At 60.3% G+C, this 18661-nt stretch carries 13 protein-coding genes; all 13 read right to left on the bottom strand.

Annotation, left to right across the window (positions count from 1 at the left end; translation table 11 throughout):
• Nucleotides 1-125: 125 nt before the first annotated feature.
• Nucleotides 126-422: a DUF2845 domain-containing protein gene (locus tag BLU52_RS20565; protein ID WP_090286364.1), complete on the bottom strand. Its 297-nt coding sequence runs from the start codon at nucleotides 420-422 to the stop codon at nucleotides 126-128.
• On the bottom strand, nucleotides 422-3373 hold the full coding sequence (locus tag BLU52_RS20560) for a DUF748 domain-containing protein (protein WP_090286362.1): 2952 nt from the start codon (nucleotides 3371-3373) through the stop codon (nucleotides 422-424). Before BLU52_RS20560 ends, BLU52_RS20565 begins: the two co-directional genes overlap by 1 nt.
• 220 nt (nucleotides 3374-3593) lie before the next feature.
• On the bottom strand, nucleotides 3594-4610 hold the full coding sequence (locus BLU52_RS20555) for a class I SAM-dependent rRNA methyltransferase (RefSeq protein WP_090286360.1): 1017 nt from the start codon (nucleotides 4608-4610) through the stop codon (nucleotides 3594-3596).
• A 170-nt stretch (nucleotides 4611-4780) separates the two neighbouring features.
• Nucleotides 4781-6718 (bottom strand): acetate--CoA ligase, encoded by a 1938-nt coding sequence (gene acs, locus BLU52_RS20550; protein ID WP_090286358.1) that lies wholly within the window; start codon nucleotides 6716-6718, stop codon nucleotides 4781-4783.
• 192 nt (nucleotides 6719-6910) lie between these two features.
• Nucleotides 6911-8575, bottom strand: coding sequence for a glucose-6-phosphate isomerase (gene pgi / locus BLU52_RS20545; protein WP_090286356.1), 1665 nt, complete (start codon nucleotides 8573-8575; stop codon nucleotides 6911-6913).
• Nucleotides 8576-8807: 232 nt separating this feature from the next.
• Nucleotides 8808-9188, bottom strand: a complete 381-nt coding sequence (gene panD / locus BLU52_RS20540) for an aspartate 1-decarboxylase (protein WP_090286354.1) — start codon at nucleotides 9186-9188, stop codon at nucleotides 8808-8810.
• A 207-nt stretch (nucleotides 9189-9395) separates the two neighbouring features.
• Entirely contained in the window at nucleotides 9396-10256 is an 861-nt protein-coding gene (gene panC, locus BLU52_RS20535; protein WP_090286352.1) for a pantoate--beta-alanine ligase, read from the bottom strand.
• On the bottom strand, nucleotides 10253-11053 hold the full coding sequence (gene panB / locus BLU52_RS20530; RefSeq protein ID WP_090286350.1) for a 3-methyl-2-oxobutanoate hydroxymethyltransferase: 801 nt from the start codon (nucleotides 11051-11053) through the stop codon (nucleotides 10253-10255). The genes panC and panB overlap by 4 nt, the downstream gene beginning before the upstream one ends.
• A gap of 397 nt (nucleotides 11054-11450) precedes the next feature.
• Nucleotides 11451-11936 carry a 2-amino-4-hydroxy-6-hydroxymethyldihydropteridine diphosphokinase gene (gene folK, locus BLU52_RS20525; RefSeq protein WP_090286348.1) on the bottom strand — a complete coding sequence of 162 codons (486 nt, stop codon included), beginning with the start codon at nucleotides 11934-11936 and terminating at the stop codon, nucleotides 11451-11453.
• A 4-nt stretch (nucleotides 11937-11940) separates the two neighbouring features.
• Nucleotides 11941-13341, bottom strand: coding sequence for a polynucleotide adenylyltransferase PcnB (locus BLU52_RS20520; RefSeq protein WP_090286346.1), 1401 nt, complete (start codon nucleotides 13339-13341; stop codon nucleotides 11941-11943).
• 733 nt (nucleotides 13342-14074) lie between these two features.
• On the bottom strand, nucleotides 14075-15511 hold the full coding sequence (locus BLU52_RS20515) for a sigma-54-dependent transcriptional regulator (protein WP_090286344.1): 1437 nt from the start codon (nucleotides 15509-15511) through the stop codon (nucleotides 14075-14077).
• 22 nt (nucleotides 15512-15533) lie between these two features.
• A complete protein-coding gene (locus tag BLU52_RS20510) occupies nucleotides 15534-18488 on the bottom strand; it encodes a sensor histidine kinase (RefSeq protein ID WP_167359909.1) in 2955 nt (984 codons plus the stop codon).
• Complete coding sequence (locus tag BLU52_RS20505) at nucleotides 18472-18648, bottom strand: hypothetical protein (protein WP_003176118.1); 177 nt, start codon at nucleotides 18646-18648, stop codon at nucleotides 18472-18474. Before BLU52_RS20505 ends, BLU52_RS20510 begins: the two co-directional genes overlap by 17 nt.
• Nucleotides 18649-18661: the final 13 nt, after the last annotated feature.

Genomic DNA, 18661 nt, shown 5'->3' with positions numbered 1-18661 from the left:
TCAGGGGCGACTCAATCAAAGGTAGGAGTGAGCCTGCTCGCGATAGCGTTCTGTCAGTTGTTAAAGCGTTGACCGACAATTCGCTATCGCGAGCAGGCTCACTCCTACAGGGGGATGGTGTTGGATCAGGGGCCGCGCTTGCTGTTGATCTGCCGCAAGCGGTTGCCCTCGAAGCGCAGGTATTGATACATGCCGTTGCTGGGGCCGTAGGTCCATTCCTCGACCTGAAATTCTTCGCGACGGTTGGCGCTGCGCTTGTAGCCGAGCACGTCACGGCTGACCGGCTCGCCGCACTTCTGCAGGACTTCGCTGGTGCGATCGCCAAGACTGATCAACTGGCTGCCGCAGCGCAGCGTGTCGGACGCTGCGGCATGGCTGGCGGCAAACGCCAGCACCCCCGCGGCCAGCCATTTGCAATTCATCACTCGGCATCCAGATGCATTTGCGTCACGACGCGGCCGTCGCTTTCGGCCTCGCCGAGACTGGCATCGATGAAATACACGCGGTCATCCTCAAGCTTGCCCTTGTCGACCAGGTAATCCTTGATGGTGCTGGCGCGGTCCTGTCCCAGCTGCCGCAGCAACACATCGCTGCCGCTCCAGAACTTGATCACGCCTTCGCGCATTTTCGCGGTGCGTTCTTCCTTGCCCAGATCCTTCCATTCGGCCGGTGGCTGGGTTTTCAAACGGGTGCGGTAAATGCCCTCCAGCAGCGGGCCTTTTTCGCCGTCGGGTACTTGCAACAGCGAAGCCTGGGCCGGGACTTTATCGCCACGGCGCTGGAGCATCTTGTAGTAGTTGTATTGATATTCACGTTCCAGACGCTGCTCGGCGAGTAGCGGGCCATCGCTGCTTTTCGCGGCGGTGCCTTCGATCTCCAGGCGCAAGGCCGGACGTTCCTTCAGCGCTTGGGACAGTTTCACCAGCGCGGCTTCAGCATCCTTGCTCAGATCGCTGGAGCCCGGTGCGAAGGACACGGTGCCCAGGTCCTCGGAGCCACCACCACTGACCAGCCCGCCAATCATCTTGAACGGCGCCGCGGCGGCTTTGACGATCAGGTTGCGCAGGGTCTGCCAGACAATCGGCATCACGCTGAACTGCGGGTTGTTCAAGTCACCGGTTACCGGCAGTTCGATGGAGATCTTGCCGTCGACGTCCTTGAGCAGGGCAATTGCCAGTTTCAACGGCAAGCTCACGGCATCCGGGCTGTCGACCTTCTCACCGAGCTGCAATTGTTCGACCACCACTTTGTTCTCGGCTTTGAGTTGTCCCTTGGTAATCAGATAGTGCAGATCAAGATTGAGCCGGCCCTTGCGGATTCGATAGCCGGCGAACTTGCCGGAGTAGGGCGTCAGCGTGGTCAGCTCGACGCGTTTGAAACTGGTGGCGATGTCGAGGCTGGCCATCGGGTCGAACGGGTTGACTGCGCCTTTGATGGTGACCGGCGCGTAACGGTCGACCTTGCCTTTGATATCGACGCTGGCCGGTTTCGCCTGACGGCTGTCGATGGTGCCGATCTGACCGTTGAGTTGCTGCACGGCGGTGGCGAAGTTCGGCGTCAGGCTGAAGTCGGCGAAGTTGGCCGAGCCATCGTTGATCGCGATGCCGCCGATGTGAATACCCAAGGGTTTTTCATTGCTGGCAGGTTTGGCGCCTGCGCTCTTTGCGCCGTTGTCGGCCGGTTGCGGGATCAGCAGGTCGTCGATGTTGGTGCTGCGGTCATCGTTGATCATAAACCGCGCGTAAGGCTGGAACAGGTTGACCTTGTCGATCGACAAGCTATCACCGTGCTGGTAATTCAGGCCTTCGACCACCACTTGCTGCCACTTGAGGAAGTCGCGGGTTTTCAGGGTGTCCAGGGTGTGCAGCTGATCGATCTGCGCGCGCCCGGTCACGTTGAGAGCCAGCGGTTCGGTACTCTTGAGGTTGACCTTCAGATCGCTGCCGAGCATGCCGCTGCGCAGTTCCAGGCGAATGAACGGATTGATGTACGACTGGGCGACACGCAGGTCGATGTCCTGGGTCTTGACGTTGAGTTGCGCGTTGACCGGGGCTAGGTTGAGCGTGCCGTCGGCGAAAATCTTGCCTTGCTTACCTACGCCGCTGTCGAGCTTGAGCTTGAAGGGCGAACCATTGAGACTGTCGAAGTCCTGCAGATCGACGTTCAGCGGCGTCAGGTCCAGCGTCACCGGCGGTTGCGCCGAGCGATCAGCGAGGTGCACGGTGTAGTTGCGCAACTGCACATCCTTGAGCAGCACTTGCCATGGCTTGCTTGGCGCGGCTGGTTCAGGCTTCGGAGAATCGGCCGCGGCCGGAGTACTGGCCGGTTCTGCTGCGGCTTTGGCCGCCGGTTTCGACGGTTGGCTGGCGAACAGTTTCTGCCAGTCCAGTTGCTTGTCGGCTTCGAGGGCGGCCCAGGTTTCCAGCTTCTGGCTGCGGATCTTGCGGACCACGACTTGCTGTTTGGCGAGGTCGACGCTGGTTTCGCTGACATCGAGTCGTTCAAGCTTGGCAAGCGGGCGGCCGTCCGGAGCCTTGATGGCGAACGGCGCGATGCTCACCGCGACGTTGCTGAGCAGCAGTTCGGTTTGTTTCGACAGGTTGAGTTTGTAGTCAGTGCTGAGGCTGACCACGCCGTTTTCGAGAACCAGCGGCACCGCATCGCGCACATAGGGCCAGAAGGCTTTCATCTGGCCGTCGGTGACTTTCAGGGTGCCTTCGGACGTGAACGGAATCAGGCTGAAATTACCGCTCCAGTCGATTCGACCGCCGGCAGGGCCGATGGCGACCAGGGTCATGTCGGCACTGTCTTCGGGCAGGGTGCTGAGGTTTTTCAGCTCGAAACTGAGGTCGTCGTAAAGAAATTCGATCGGCTCGCTCGGGCGCACATCCTGAAAGTGCACCACGCCGCTCGCCAGTTTGATGTTGTCGATACGCAGCGGGAACGGCTTGGCGTCGGGGTCGGCGGGCGTCGGTTCGCTGGCCGGCACATTGAACAGGCCGAGCAGGTTGAGCTTGCCGTCCCTGGCGAAGAGGATTTCGGTCTTGGGCTTGTCCAGTTCGATGCTCGCCAGATGCAGGGCCTTGCTCCACAGGCTGTCGATTTGCAGGTCGGCGTACAGACGTTCGAAGCCGACCTGCTCCTTGCCCGGCTCGCCGATGACCAGCCCCCACAGTGTGACTTCAAGGCTGAACGGGTTGAGCTCGATACGCTGGATATGCGCAGGTACGGTCGCGTAATTGGCGAGTTGCTGATTGGCTATCCGCAGCGCAATGCCCGGCAAAATCAGAAACCCCAGCAGGCTGTAGAGCGCCAGAGCGGTTAGCAAGGCGCCAATCGCGCGAATCAATCCTTTGGGCATGTGCGGCTTCATCTGTCTGAATCGGAGTGCCTTGGAGTATGGCACGCGAATCTGGTTCCGAAGCGCTTGATGTGGGACAGGATTGTTCAGATTTTTCTGTAGGAAAAAATCCCTACTGTAGGGGTGAGCCTGCTCGCGATAGCGGTGTGTCATTCAGTAATACTGGTATTGACAGACCGCTATCGCGAGCAGGCTCACTCCTACAGGGAGGGGGCGTTTATAGAGGAAGGCGTCAGAGCTGCAGAATCAGCGTCTTCAACGGCGGTTGCTGATCCATCGAGGGGAAATCGGCGCCAGGGGTCATCACGCTCCATTCGCGCACCGGCCTCCCCGCCTTCTCGGCGCAGCGCAACACCTGTTCGCGCCAGTCGTCCATGCTGACCTTCGCCAGATTGTTGCAGCAGATCAGCACGCCATTGTCGGCGGTGGTCAGCAGTGCAGGCTTGAGCAGGCTTTGATAGTCGCGCAGCAGGTCGACGGTGCCGAATGCGCTTTTCGCCCAGGCCGGTGGGTCGAGCAGCACCAGATCGTATTGACGTTGTTCAAGGCGCTGATAGCTCGGCAGTTTTTGGCCGCGCCGCTGGCTGATCGGCAGGCCGGCGAGTTGGCGAATCGCCGGGAAATAATCGGACTGGATGAATTGCATTTCAGCCAGCTGTGGGTTGAGCAGGCCGTTTTCGCGACCGACCGCCAGATTGCCTTCAGCGAAATCCAGGTTGCACACCTCACTCGCGCCGCCAGCGGCAGCGCTCAGCCCCACGCCGCAGGTGTAGGCGAACAGATTAAGCACGGATTTGCCTTTGGCGTGCTCCTTGACCCAGCCGCGGGTGTTGCGCAGATCGAGAAACAGCAGCGGATCCTGCCCGGCGTGGCGCCCGCGCACGCGGTAGTTGAGGCCCCACTCGTGACCGACCAGATCTGCCAGCGCGGCCTCGTCAGCTTTATAAACGTGGTCTTCGCGATCGATGCGCGAGTTGCCCCGTGAACGGTCGTTGTAGACCAGCAGGGATTCAAAGCCCAGCGTCTGGTTGACCATAGCGTGCAGTTGCAGCAGGTCGTCGCGCTCCAGCGTCTGGTGGAAACTCTGCACCAGCAGTTGCGGGCCGTAGCGGTCGATGGTCAGGCCGCCGGCGCCTTCCTGGCTGCCGTGGAACAGGCGATAGCAATCGGTGCCTTGGCTGTGCAGCTCAGCGAGCAGGTCCTGGCGTTGATCGAGGGCGGCGCGCAGCGCCTGATTCAAGGAAGACATGCGGGCGCCTTGCTGAAAAAACGCGAAGTCTAGCAGCTACTAGCTTCAAGCGGCGAGCGGCAAGCTGCAAGCCAATGCGGACCGCTTGAGCTTGCAGCTTGCAGCTTGCAGCTTGCAGCTTGCAGCTTGCAGCTTGCAGCTTGCAGCTTGCAGATTGCAACTTGCAGCTCTCAACCGTTGAGCCGTTTATCGACCAATGTCTGCACCACGCCCGGGTCAGCCAATGTAGAGGTGTCGCCCAGGCTGTCGAGCTCATTGCAGGCAATCTTGCGCAGGATCCGCCGCATGATTTTGCCCGAACGGGTTTTCGGAAGGGCTGGCGCCCACTGGATCAGGTCCGGTTTGGCGAAGCTGCCGATTTCCTTGCTGACGTGCGCCAGCAGATCCTTTTTCAGATTGTCGTTCGCTTCGGTGCCGTCCATGGGCGTGACAAAGGCATAGATGCCCTGGCCTTTGACGTCGTGCGGGTAACCCACCACGGCTGCCTCGACGATGCTGTCGTGCAGCACCAGTGCGCTTTCGATTTCAGCGGTGCCGATGCGATGCCCGGAAACGTTGATCACGTCGTCAATGCGCCCAGTGATCCAGTAATCGCCATCCTCATCGCGGCGAGCGCCGTCGCCACTGAAGTAATAGCCGGGGTAGGGTTTGAAGTAGGTGTCGACCATGCGTTGCGGGTCGCCGTAAACGTTGCGGATCTGCGCTGGCCAGCTGGACTTGATCGCCAGCACGCCGCTGCCGGCGCCGTGGATTTCCTTGCCATGTTCATCGAGCAATACCGGCTGCACGCCGAACATTGGCTGCGTGGCGCAACCCGGTTTGATGCGTTGGGCGCTGACGAGTGGGCTGAGCATGATGCCGCCGGTTTCGGTCTGCCACCATGTGTCGACGATCGGGCAACGCTGTTCGCCAACCACGTTGAAATACCATTCCCACGCTTCCGGGTTGATCGGCTCGCCGACGCTGCCGAGTAATCTGAGGCTCTGCCGCGAAGTTTCCTTCAACGGTCCGGCACCTTCGCGCATCAATGCGCGCAGGGCGGTCGGCGCAGTATAGAAAATGTTGACCTGGTGTTTATCGATGACCTGCCAGAATCGCGAACTGCTCGGGTAACTCGGCACGCCTTCGAACATCAGTGTGGTCGCGCCGTTGGCCAGGGGGCCGTAGACAATGTAACTGTGGCCGGTGACCCAGCCGACATCGGCGGTGCACCAGAACACTTCGCCGTCACGGTAGTCGAGCACGTATTTGAAGGTCATCGCCGCTTGCAGCAAATAACCGCCGGTGGTGTGCAGAACGCCTTTGGGTTTGCCGGTGCTGCCGGAGGTGTAGAGGATGAACAGCGGGTCTTCGGCGTCCATCGGTTCCGGTGGGCAGTCGTCGCTGACTTCGCGTACGGCCTGGTGATACCAGACGTCACGGCCCTCGGCCCAATCGACCTTGCCCTGGGTGCGCTCGACCACCACCACGGTGCTGACGTCGGGGCAATTTTGCAGGGCTTTGTCGACATTGTGTTTCAACGGCACGTACTTGCCGCCGCGCACGCCTTCATCAGCGGTGATCACCGTGCGGCAATCAGCATCGAGAATACGGTCACGCAAAGAGTCGGGGGAGAAACCGCCAAACACCACCGAATGGATGGCACCGATCCGTGCGCAAGCGAGCATGGCGTAAGCCGCTTCCGGGATCATTGGCATGTAGATGCACACCCGGTCGCCTTTTTTCACCCCACGGCTTTTCAGCACATTAGCCAGTCGGCAAACGTGATGGTGAAGTTTTTTGTAGGTGATCTGCGCTGATTCGGCAGGGTCGTCGCCTTCCCAGAGCAGCGCGGTCTGTTCACCGCGTTCTGCGAGGTGACGGTCGATGCAGTTGTAACTGACGTTCAGTTTGCCCCCGGCAAACCAGGCGGCTTCACCGGTTTGCAGATCGTAGTGCTGCACGGTCTGCCACGGCGTGCTCCAGTCGAGAAAGCGTGTGGCCTGTTCGGCCCAGAAGGTGTCGGGGTGTTCAATGGATTCGCGGTACAGACGCCGATAATCGTCCTGACTCAACTGAGCAGCCCGGCGCACGGCATCGGCTTTGGGGAACGTACTGATATCGAACATGACGGTTCCTTATTCTTGTGGTGCGACAAGGATAAAGATGCGCCGAGAGACCCGGAGGTTCAAGTCATCGACAAAACAACTGTGGGAGCCAGCCTGCTGGCGATGGCGTCAAGTCAGACAGCACATCGGCTGAATGACAGATCGCTATCGCCAGCAGGCTGGCTCCCACAGGGTTACTGCCAGACCATCAAATCAACCGCGGTGACGACCACGGAAGTAGTTGATCAGGCCTTGAGTCGAGGCATCGTCAGCCACGCTTTCGTCGCTGCCGACCAGGCGGTTGTAGACGCCTTTGCCCAGTTCCTTGCCCAGCTCCACGCCCCACTGGTCGAAGGCGTTGATGCCCCAGACCACGCTTTGCACGAACACCTTGTGTTCATACATCGCCACCAGCGCGCCGAGGCGACGCGGGCTGATGCGTTCGACCACCAGCGTGTTGCTCGGACGGTTGCCTGGAATCACCTTGTGCGGCGCGAGTTTGCGCACGTCTTCTTCGCTCATGCCTTTGTCGCGCAGCTCGGCTTCGGCTTCCGGCTGGGTCTTGCCGAGCATCAGCGCCTGGCTCTGCGACAGGCAGTTGGCGTACAGCCACTGGTGGTGATCGGCGACCGGGTTGAAGCTGACGATCGGCACGATGAAGTCGGCCGGGATCAACTGGGTGCCCTGGTGCAGCAACTGGTGATAGGCGTGTTGACCGTTGCAGCCGACGCCACCCCAGATCACCGGACCGGTATCGGTCGACACCGAGGTGCCGTCCTGGCGCACGCTCTTGCCATTGGATTCCATGTCCAGCTGTTGCAAGTGCTTGGTGATGTTGCGCAGGTAGTGATCGTACGGCAGGATCGCGTGACTTTGCGCGCCCCAGAAGTTGCCATACCACACGCCAAGCAGGGCCAGCAGCACCGGCATGTTCTGTTCGAACGGCGCGGTCTGGAAATGCTGGTCCATGGTGTAGGCACCGGACAGCAGTTCCTTGAAGTTGGACATGCCGATGGCCAGGGCGATTGGCAGACCGATGGCCGACCACAGCGAGTAACGGCCGCCGACCCAGTCCCACATCGGGAAGATGTTCTCTTCGCGGATGCCAAATGCCACTGCTGCAGCGTTGTTGCTCGAAACGGCGATGAAGTGACGATACAGCTCGGCTTCCGAGCCGCCCTGAGCCAGGTACCAGGCGCGTGCGGCCTGAGCGTTCTTCAGGGTTTCGAGGGTGTTGAAGGATTTCGACGAAACAATGAACAGCGTGGTTTCGGCGCGCAGTTTTTGCGTCAGCTCGTGGAACTCACTGCCATCGATGTTCGCCAGATAGTGGCAGCGCACGCCTTTCTGCGCGTACGACAGCAGCGCTTCAGAAACCAGCTCCGGGCCGAGGAACGAGCCACCGATGCCGATGTTGACCACGTCGGTGATCGGCTTCTCGGTGTAACCGCGCCACAGACCGTCATGGATGCGGCCGACCAGATCGGTGATCTGGTTGAGCACTTTATGGACGTCCGGCATCACGTTGACGCCATTGACCGACAGCTTGTCGCCAACCGGACGGCGCAGAGCGGTATGCAGCGCCGGGCGGCCTTCGGAGGCGTTGACGATTTCGCCGTCGAACAGCGCTTTGATCGCGCCCTTGAGGTCGACTTCATTGGCCAGACCCACCAGCAGATTGCGGGTCTCGGCGTTGATCAAATTCTTTGAATAATCGAGAAACAGTCCGCAGCTGCTGAGGGTGAACTGATTGAAGCGCTGCGGATCGGCGTTGAAGGCCTCGCGCATGCTGAAATCCTGCATGGCTTGGCGGTGATCTTTCAACGCTTGCCAGGCAGGCAGAGCGGTAACGTCATGAGGAGTGCGGTAGTACGCCATCGCTGCGGTTTTCCTTTTTACTTGAACGGCCTTTTGAACACTGAACAGACCCGGCACGCCGCTGTTGGGAGGCGGGATCGACTGCATCGACACGATTTGCGGACACAGGGCGAATACAGTAAACCTCGCGCTGCGATCTGTCTTGACTTTGTCTGACCAGATCCCTGTACTTTTTTAACATCCGAACAGGGATTTGGCCGACAAACGGAGGAGGAGCGGGCGCTGCGGTGGTTCAGGCGAGCTGAACGGGGATGGCGTTGCTGGTGTGGCTCAGCTCGTTGCCGGGCGCCATGTAAAGCATGCGCGGCTTGAAATTGACCAGTTCGGCTTCGCTGTAATGGGCGTAAGCGCAGATGATTACGCGATCACCGACGCTGGCCTTGTGCGCCGCGGCGCCGTTGACTGAAATCATCCGCGAGCCTTCTTCGCCACGAATCGCGTAGGTGGTGAAACGCTCGCCGTTGTCGACGTTGTAAATCTGGATCTGCTCGTATTCACGAATGCCGGACAGGTCCAGCCATTCGCCATCGATGGCGCACGAACCTTCGTAATCGAGCACCGCATGGGTGACTTCGGCGCGGTGCAGTTTGGCCTTGAGCATGATCGCGTGCATTGGGGTTTCCCGGGTTGGAATCGAACGGCGGGCAGTGTGCCCGAAGGCTTTGGGGGCGGCAATATGGCTGGAATGCAATCTTCATGACGCTGAAAAACACTGTAGGCCTTCGCCTGCTTGCGATAGCGGTGTGTCATTCAACACTGATGCTGACTGACACACCGCTATCGCGAGCAGGCTCACTCCTACGGGGAGGGGGCGGTGGTTTTAAGCGGGGCTATCGAGATTCAAATGCAGGTTATCGATCAACCGCGTGGTGCCCAGAAACGCCGCCACCAGAATCACCAGATCGCGATCCTCAGCCGTTGCCGGACGCAGGGTCAAACCGTGGCGGATCTCCAGATAATCCGGGCGCAGGCCGGCCGCTTCAAGCGCTTGCAACTGCGCGCTGATCAGCGCCGGGAAATCCCGGTTACCTTGCTTGATCGATTCGGCAATGCTGCTCAGCGAGCGATACACCGCCGGAGCCACCGCACGTTGTTCATCACTGAGGAAGCCGTTGCGCGAAGACAGCGCCAGACCATCGGCGGCGCGTACGGTCGGCTCGCCGATGATCTGGATCGGCATGTTCAGGTCATGCACCAGTGCGCGGATCACCGCCAGTTGCTGATAATCCTTCTGGCCGAAAATCGCCAGGTCCGGCTGGACCATGTTGAACAGTTTGCTGACGACGGTTGCCACACCTTCGAAGTGCCCGGGACGGCTGGCACCACACAGGCCTTCGGACAATTGCGGGACGCTGACGCGGGTCTGCCCGGCCATGCCGTCGGGGTACATTTCTTCGACGGTCGGGGCGAACAGCAGCGAGCAGCCTGCTTCGAGCAGTTTTTCCTGATCGGCCGCCAGCGTGCGCGGGTATTTGTCGAGGTCTTCGCCGGCGCCGAATTGCAGCGGGTTGACGAAAATGCTCGCGACGACGAAATCCACCCGTTGCGTGGCTTTGGTCACCAGCGCGACGTGGCCGCTGTGCAGGTTGCCCATGGTCGGCACGAAGCCGATGCGCTTGCCTTCGCTGCGCGCGCGGGCGACGGCGGCGCGCAGTTCGCGTACGGTTTTGACGGTGTTCATGCGGAGAATCCGTGTTCGATGCCAGGGAACGTGGTGGCTTTGACTTCGCTGACGTAAGCCTTCAGCGCGGACTGGATGCTGTCCTGGCCGTGCATGAAGTTCTTGACGAATTTCGGCACGCGACCGGTGATCGACAGGCCGAGCATGTCGTGCAGCACCAGAACCTGACCATCCGTGGCGTTACCGGCACCGATACCAATGACCGGAATCTTCACCGCTTGGCTGATCTCCGCGGCCAGTTCGCTGGGCACGCATTCAAGCAGCAGCATCGCTGCACCGGCCTGCTCCAGGGAGATCGCATCGGCGCGCATCTGCCGCGCCTGGTTCTCGTTGCGACCCTGCACTTTATAGCCACCGAGAATGTTCACCGCTTGCGGGGTCAGCCCCATGTGCGCGCAGACCGGCACACCACGTTCGGCGAGCAGGCGGATCGACTCGGCCAGCCACAACGCGCCTTCGACCTTGACCATGTGCGCACCGGCCTGCATCAGCGTGGCGCTGTTGCTCAGGGTCTGTTCGAGGGTGGCATTGGCCATGAAAGGCAGATCGGCCAGGATCAGCGCGTCGCTGTTGCCGCGTTTGACGCAGGCGGTGTGATAGGCCATTTCTGCGGTGGTCACCGGCAAAGTACTGTCGTGACCTTGCAGGACCATGCCGAGGGAGTCGCCCACCAGCAGCACTTCGACACCGGCCTGGTTGCAGGCGTGGGCGAAGGTCGCGTCATAGCAGGTCAGCATGGTGATCTTTTCACCTTTCTGCTTGAGGCTCTGGAGCGTGGTCAGGGTAATGGCTGGCATGTAAAAATCCTCGTTCAGGCGCTCTGGAAACTACAGCGAGTAACGCGCGTGATTCGTCATCTACTCAGGCGCACGCTCTTTTGTCGTGCTTATAAGGCCTGGATTGCGCCCGTATGTGCCGGGTTGGCGGCAGCGGGACGCCTATAGTCGTGAGGAGCCAAGCGGAAGTCAATTGCGTGTGTTACCGCATTGTTACGCGCGCGGTGTTACCGGCGTTACTGATGCGATTCAGCGGCGCGGCGGGACTGATTCGAGGATTTTTTGTCGGACAAGAATTGTGAATATGATGCGATCAACTGTAGGAGTGAGCCTGCTCGCGATAGCGGTGGGTCAATCAACATTTCCGTGACTGACCCACCGCTATCGCGAGCAGGCTCACTCCTACAAGGGAGATGCGTCAAGTGTGCTGAACGCGTTCCAGACCGACGAACGGGCATGCCGCCAGCAGCTCGGCAAGGTTGCGACCATCGGCCAGGCGCAGATCCTGCGGTGCCAGTTCAGCCAGCGGATACAGCACGAACGCACGTTCCTGCATCTGATAATGCGGGACTTTCAATCGTGGCTCGTCGATCAGGCGATCGCCAAACAACAGGATATCCAGATCCAGCGTGCGCGGGCCCCAGCGTTCCAGGCGTTCGCGGCCCTGGTCGTTCTCGATTGCCTGCAAGGCATCGAGCAGCGTCAGCGGCGCGAGAGTCGTGTCGAGCGCGGTGACCGCGTTGGTGTAACGCGGTTGGCCCGGCAGCAGCGAGTCGCTTTGATAGAAGGCGGAAACGCCGACAAGACGGGTGTGCGGCAATTGCCCCAGCGCCGTGACGGCGCTGCGCAACTGTTCGGCCGGGTCAGCCAGATTGCTGCCCATGCCGATGTAAACGCGTTCCATGCCTTTACTCGCCTGTAGCGCTCGGTGCACCGGCGCGTTTGCGCTTGGCGCCGCTGCTGCGACGACGCTTGCGTGGTGCCCCGCTGGCGTCGTCACTCTTGCCGCCGAGGTCACGGATCATGTCGCGACGTTCGCTGTCGTTGGCGTCCTGGTAGTCGGTCCACCATTCGCCGAGGCCGTCGGTTTCCTCGCCAGCGCTTTCACGCAGCAGCAGGAAGTCGTATCCGGCACGGAAACGCGGGTTGTCCAGCAGCAGGTCGGCGCGTTTGCCGCTGCGCCGTGGCAGGCGTTCCTGCATGTCCCAGATTTCGCGGATCGGCATGGTGAAGCGTTTCGGAATCGCGATGCGCTGGCACTGCTCGGCGATCAGCTCATGGGCGGCTTCCTGCATCGCCGGGATCGGCGGCATGCCACGTTCCTGCAAGCGCAACACGCGCGCCGGCAGGGCCGGCCAGAGCAGGGCGGCAAACAGGAACGCCGGAGTCACCGGTTTGTTCTGCTTGATGCGCAGGTCGGTGTTGGTCAGGGCTTCGCTGATCAGCGTGTGCGTATATTCCGGGTTGTATTCCAGCGCGTCGGCACTGGCCGGGAACAGCGGGGCGAACAGTTGCAGATCGACGAGCATTTCGAAGGTGATCGCGCCGTGACCCGAGAGGAACAGCTTGAGCACTTCTTCGAACAGCCGCGCCGAAGGAATCTCGCGCAGCATCGGCGCCAGTTCGCGGATCGGCTGCACCGTGTGCTTTTCGATGCCGAAATTGAGCTTGGCGGCAAAACGCACCGCGCGCAGCATGCGCACCGGGTCTTCCTGATAACGCTGCTTCGGGTCACCGATCAGACGGATCAGGTGATTGCGGATGTCGTGTACGCCGTTGGCGTAGTCGAGGATGCGCTCGCTGACCGGATCGTAATACAGGGCGTTGATGGTGAAGTCGCGGCGTTGCGCGTCTTCTTCCAGGGTGCCGTAAACGTTGTCACGCAGAATACGCCCGCTCTCGTTGCGCGAAGACTGGTTGCTGTCTTCGTCGTCTTCGTTGACCGGGTGGTTGGCGCGGAAGGTCGCGACTTCAATGATTTCGCGACCGAAATGGATGTGCACCAGCTTGAAACGCCGGCCGATGATCCGCGCATTGCGGAATTCGGCACGCACTTGCTCGGGCGTGGCGCTGGTGGCGACGTCGAAATCCTTGGGCGTGATGCCCAGCAGCATGTCGCGCACGCAACCGCCGACCAGATACGCCTGGTAACCGGCACCTTGCAGGCGTTCGACGATATTCACCGCATAGCGGCTGAATTGCGTTTTCTGCAGCGAATGTTGACCGCTGTTGAGCACTTCAGGGGTGCTGCGGATGTGTTGCGTACGACGCACGGGAGTTCGGAATGACTGGAACAGCTTCTTCAGCATGGGATGCACTGTTTGAAGGAATGTTCGGCCATACCAAAGAATGACCGCATGATGGGCGCAGATTCTAGCATTTAGTCGAGGGATGGTGTAGGACACCGCAGATATGAGCTGTAAGCCGCAAGCTGCAAGGGTCGAGCGAGGCAAAGCAGGGGGGATTTGCGCGGGGAAGAAACTACAAGGGGAGCCGAAGCTCCCCAAGAAGTAGTTGCGTGCTCTTTTTATTATTGATTCGGGCTTCTTGTTTTTGTTGAGTGCCCTCGCCACGAAGTGTTTCCTTCGTGACCCTCCCAATCGGGAGCCAAGAGCAAACGGATTGCTTTGGTCGCTGAATTGCAGTGATCTGTCGATCCAACCAGTACAGGCTCTGTCTTAGGACAGTTTTTGTTGTTCTCGGCCTGGTCGTGGGGCAAGCCCCAAATACAACGCCTCTCCAAAAGAATCAGTTAGCTGCGCCTCTCGCCGTCTTGTTTTTATTGTGCGTGAGTCGATTCGTCTTATTTTTATTGTCTTGTACATTGCTTGTTATTGTTCTTGTACCAAACATATAGCAGGGTGCGTGCCAACTTTTGAGAACCCCAGTAAAACAAGGGGTTAGGGCGATTTAGCCGTTTTGCAGGGGCGAAAAAAAGCCGGGGTTTCGTTACCGATAACCCCGGCTTCTGTTACGTGAATCGACTGCGGTAACAGTTTTTTCACAATGTCATGCGTTACCCGCGCACGCGACAGGTAACGTTCAGCTCTCGCTTGCTACCCCGGTCTTGCGTCGTGGGATGCCCAGACGCTGACGGCGTTCCCACAGGCATTTGCGACTCACGCCCAGTTTGCGCGCCAGTTCGGTCTCGGTCATGTGGTCCTGATGCTCGAGGACGAAGTGCTGGAAGTAGTCTTCCAGTGACAGATCCTCGGTCGGCTCATGGCTGCTGTTGCTGGCGCTACCGCCGGTTTGCGGCGGCAGACCGATGAACTCGTCGTCTTCCAGATCGCTCAGCTCGATATCGATGCCCAGCAGGTCGGCCGAAATCTCCGGGCTTTCACTGAGAATCACCGCGCGCTCGACCGCGTTCTCCAGCTCGCGCACGTTACCCGGCCAGGAATAATGCCGGATGGCCTGTTCGGCATCGGCGGCAAACTTCAGGTCGGTACGGTTGATGCGCGCGCTCTGGCGGGCAAGGAAAGCATTGGCAATTTCGTTGACGTCGGCACCGCGCTCGCGCAGGGCCGGGAGTTTCAGGGCGATCACGTGCAGACGGTAATAGAGGTCTTCACGGAACTGGCCGATTTTCGCCAGGCTCTTGAGGTCGCGGTGGGTCGCGGCGATCAGGCGCACGTCGACTTTCTGCGACTGCACCGAGCCGACCCGGCGGATCTCGCCTTCCTGCAACACACGCAGCAGGCGAGCCTGGGCTTCCAGCGGCAGTTCGCCGATCTCGTCGAGAAACAGCGTGCCGCCGTCGGCCGCTTCGACCAGACCGGCACGCCCGGCGCTGGCGCCGGTGAACGCGCCTTTCTCGTGGCCGAACAGCTCGGACTCGATCAGGCTTTCCGGAATGGCCGCGCAGTTCACCGAAATCATCGGCGCCTTGGCGCGCTTCGACAGGTTGTGCAGGGCGCGGGCGACCAGTTCCTTGCCGGTACCGGACTCGCCCTGGATCAGCACATTGGAATCGGTCGGCGCGACTTTGCGGATCTTGCTGTACAGATCCTGCATCGGCGGGCACGAACCGATGATGCCGATTTCACCGTTGCTGTTATCCACAGAAGCTTTGCCGTTGCCAGTGGCAGGCTTGCTCGAGGCGGTTTCAGCGGCAGCCGGTGCCGACTGACGATCACGCAGGATGCGGGCCACGGCTTGCAGCATTTCATCGTGGTCGAAAGGCTTGGCGATGTAATCGACCGCGCCCATCTTCATCGAGTCGACCGCCGAGCGCAGGCTGGCGTAACTGGTCATGATCAGCACCGGCGTGCCCTGGCCAAGCTTGATCAGCTCGGTACCCGGCGCGCCCGGCAGGCGCAGATCGCTGACGATCAGATCGAACGTAGGAATGGTGAAGCGTTCTTGTGCTTCCTGCACTGAACCGGCTTCGCTGACCTGGTACTGGTTGCGTTCCAGCAGGCGGCGCAAGGCGGAGCGGATAATTGTTTCGTCTTCGACGATCAAAATGTGCGGCATTGATTCGATACTCTCGACGGTCTCAGTTCACAGCGGACGTCGCTTCGACATGACGCGGCAATGTCACCCGGATACGGGTGCCGCGCTGGCTGTTTACATCAGCCGGGCTGTCGATGGTGATTTGTCCATAATGCTCTTCAACGATGGAATAGACCAGTGCAAGGCCCAGACCGGTGCCTTCGCCAGGATCCTTGGTGGTGAAAAAAGGTTCGAACAATCGGTCCATGATGTTCTTCGGAATACCGCTGCCTTCGTCTTCGACGATCAGGTCGACCGTGTGTTCGCCGGCTTCGCTCTTGACCCGTACCGCACTGTGCGGCGGCGAGGCGTCGCGGGCGTTGGAGAGCAGGTTGATCAAGACCTGGGCGAGCCGCTGCGGATCGCCTTCGACCCAGTGCTCGGGGTCGCACAGGTTATAGAACTGCACCTCGAAATTGCGTCGGTTCAGCGCCAGCAGGCCAATCGCATCCTGCGCCACTTCGGCCAGGCAAACCGGCTCATCGCTGTGCTGATGGCTGCCGGCATGGGCGAAACTCATCAGCGACTGAACGATGCGCGAGACGCGTTTGGTCTGTTCGAGAATCTGCCCGCTGATTTCCGTCAGTTCGCCGTCGTCTTCGCGTTCCTCGCGCAGATTCTGCGCCAGGCAGGCGATGCCGGTGATCGGGTTGCCGATTTCGTGGGCTACGCCCGCCGCCAGCCGACCGATGCTGGCCAGACGTTCGGAATGCACCAGTTTGTCTTCAAGCATTTGTGTTTCGGTCAGATCTTCGACCAGCAATACCAAGCCACTGTTGCCTGGCGCCAGCGGTTCATCGATCGCCGCTTTGTGCAGGTTCAACCAGCGGGTCTGGCCATCGAGGGTCAGGTGCTGTTTGTGCAAATGCTCATCGGGCAGATTGATGAAGCCCTGCAGCAGATCTTTCCACGGCTCGCCAATGGTACTCAAGCGCGAGCCGACGACACGCTGCGCGGCAATCCCGGTGAGTTCTTCCATGGCCTTGTTCCACATCAGGATCTCCTGATCCTTGGCCAGCGAGCAGACGCCCATCGGCAGTTCCTGCAAGGTCTGGCGGTGATAGCGGCGCAGCGCATCGAGTTCAGCGGCGAGCCCGGTGAGGCGCGAGTGGTAATCCTCGAGGCGGCTTTCGATGAAATGGATGTCTTCGGTGACGTAGTTTTCGCCGCCGGCCTTGTACGGCAGGAAGGTTTCGACCATGTCCTGGGCGACGCTCGGCCCCATCAGCCCGGACAGGTTGGCCTCGATGCGGTCGCGCAAACGGCGCAAGGCGTACGGGCGGCGCTCGTCGAATGGCAGATACAGGTCACGCAACGCTTGCTCGACTTCTTTCTGCGCGGCCTTGGCACCCAGCGGTTTCGCCAGTTGCGTGGCGAATTCCTGTGGTGAGGCGGCGTGCAGTTCGCGGCGTTGTGGTCGACGCACGTTATCCACTGCGCAGGCTTCAGCGGCGCTGGCTTCTTCAGGGCTGGCGTTGGTGAACAGTGAAATCAGGGTGAACATCAACACGTTGGCGGCCAGCGAGGCGATCGCCGCCATGTGCCAACTGGTGTCGTCGAGCACGTAGATCATGTTCAACAGTGGAATGTAGAAACCCTGCAGATTGCCGACCAGCGGCAACAGCATGGTCACCACCCACACCAGAATCCCCGCCAGCAGACCGGCGATAAACCCGCGACGATTGGCGGTCGGCCAGTACAGCACCGACAGCACTCCCGGCAAGAATTGCAGGGTCGCGACAAACGCGACGATGCCGAGGTTGGCCAGATCCTGCTCGGCACCGAGCATCAGGTAAAAGCCGAAACCGGCCATGATGATCGCGACGATCAGCGCCCGGCGGGTCCACTTCAGCCAGCGGTAGATATTGCCTTCGGCCGGTGGCTGATAGAGCGGCAGCACCAAATGGTTCAGCGCCATGCCCGACAGCGCCAGCGTGGTGACGATGATCAGCCCGCTGGCCGCCGACAGCCCGCCGACATAGGCGAGCAACGCCAGCGGTTTGCTGTTGGCGGCGATACCGATGCCGAGGGTGAAATATTCCGGATTGGTCGTGGCGCCGAGTTTCAGTCCGGCCCAGAGAATCAGCGGCACCGCCAGGCTCATCAGCAGCAGAAACAGCGGCAAACCCCAACTGGCGCTCACCAGCGAGCGCGGGTTGAGGTTTTCGGTAAAAGTCATGTGGTACATGTGCGGCATCACGATCGCCGAAGCGAAGAACACCAGCAGCAGCGTGCGCCACGGCCCTTCCTGCAACGGCGTGTGCAGCGCGGCGAGGGCGGTCTGATTTTGCAACAGCCACAGTTCAAGCTGTTGCGGCCCGTCGAACACACCGTACAGCGCGTACAGGCCAACGCCGCCGAGGGCGACCAGTTTGATCACCGATTCAAAGGCAATCGCAAATACCAGCCCTTCGTGTTTCTCGCGAGTAGCGATGTGGCGCGAGCCGAAGAAGATTGTGAACAGGATGATCAGCGCGCAGAACGCCAGCGCCACGCGACTCTGGATCGGCTCGCCGGTAAGAATACCGATCGAATCGGCCACGGCCTGAATCTGCAGGGCCAGCAGCGGCAGCACGCCGATCAGCATGAAAATCGTGGTCAGCGCACCGGCCCAGGTGCTGCGAAAACGAAACGCGAACAGGTCCGCCAGCGACGACAGTTGATAAGTGCGGGTGATTTTCAGGATCGGATAAAGCAGCACCGGCGCCAGCAGAAACGCACCGGACACGCCCAGGTAACTCGAGAGAAAGCCGTAGCCGTATTGATAGGCGAGGCCGACCGTGCCGTAGAACGCCCAGGCACTGGCGTAGACCCCCAGCGACAAGGTGTAGGTCAGCGGGTGGCGAATGATCGCGCGCGGGATCATGCCCCGTTCGCTGACCCAGGCAACGCCAAACAGTGCCGCCAGGTACGCGGCGCTGACCAGGATCATCTGGGTCAGGCTAAAGCTCATCGGCATCTTTTTGGCTCTGCAGGATGAAGGTCACGACAATCAGGATCAGCCAGAGCAGATAGGGGCGATACCAGGCGCCCGTAGCGTCGATCCACCAATCCATGATGGCGGGGGAAAACAGATAGATCCCCACGACTAAAAGCAGGACCAAGCGATAGATGTACATCCCGGCCTCTCTT

Origin of the sequence: Pseudomonas granadensis (assembly GCF_900105485.1) — a bacterium.
GTDB lineage: Bacteria > Pseudomonadota > Gammaproteobacteria > Pseudomonadales > Pseudomonadaceae > Aquipseudomonas > Aquipseudomonas granadensis.
Note: the sequence above shows the minus strand (reverse complement) of the source record. Positions and strands in the feature narration are given on the sequence as shown.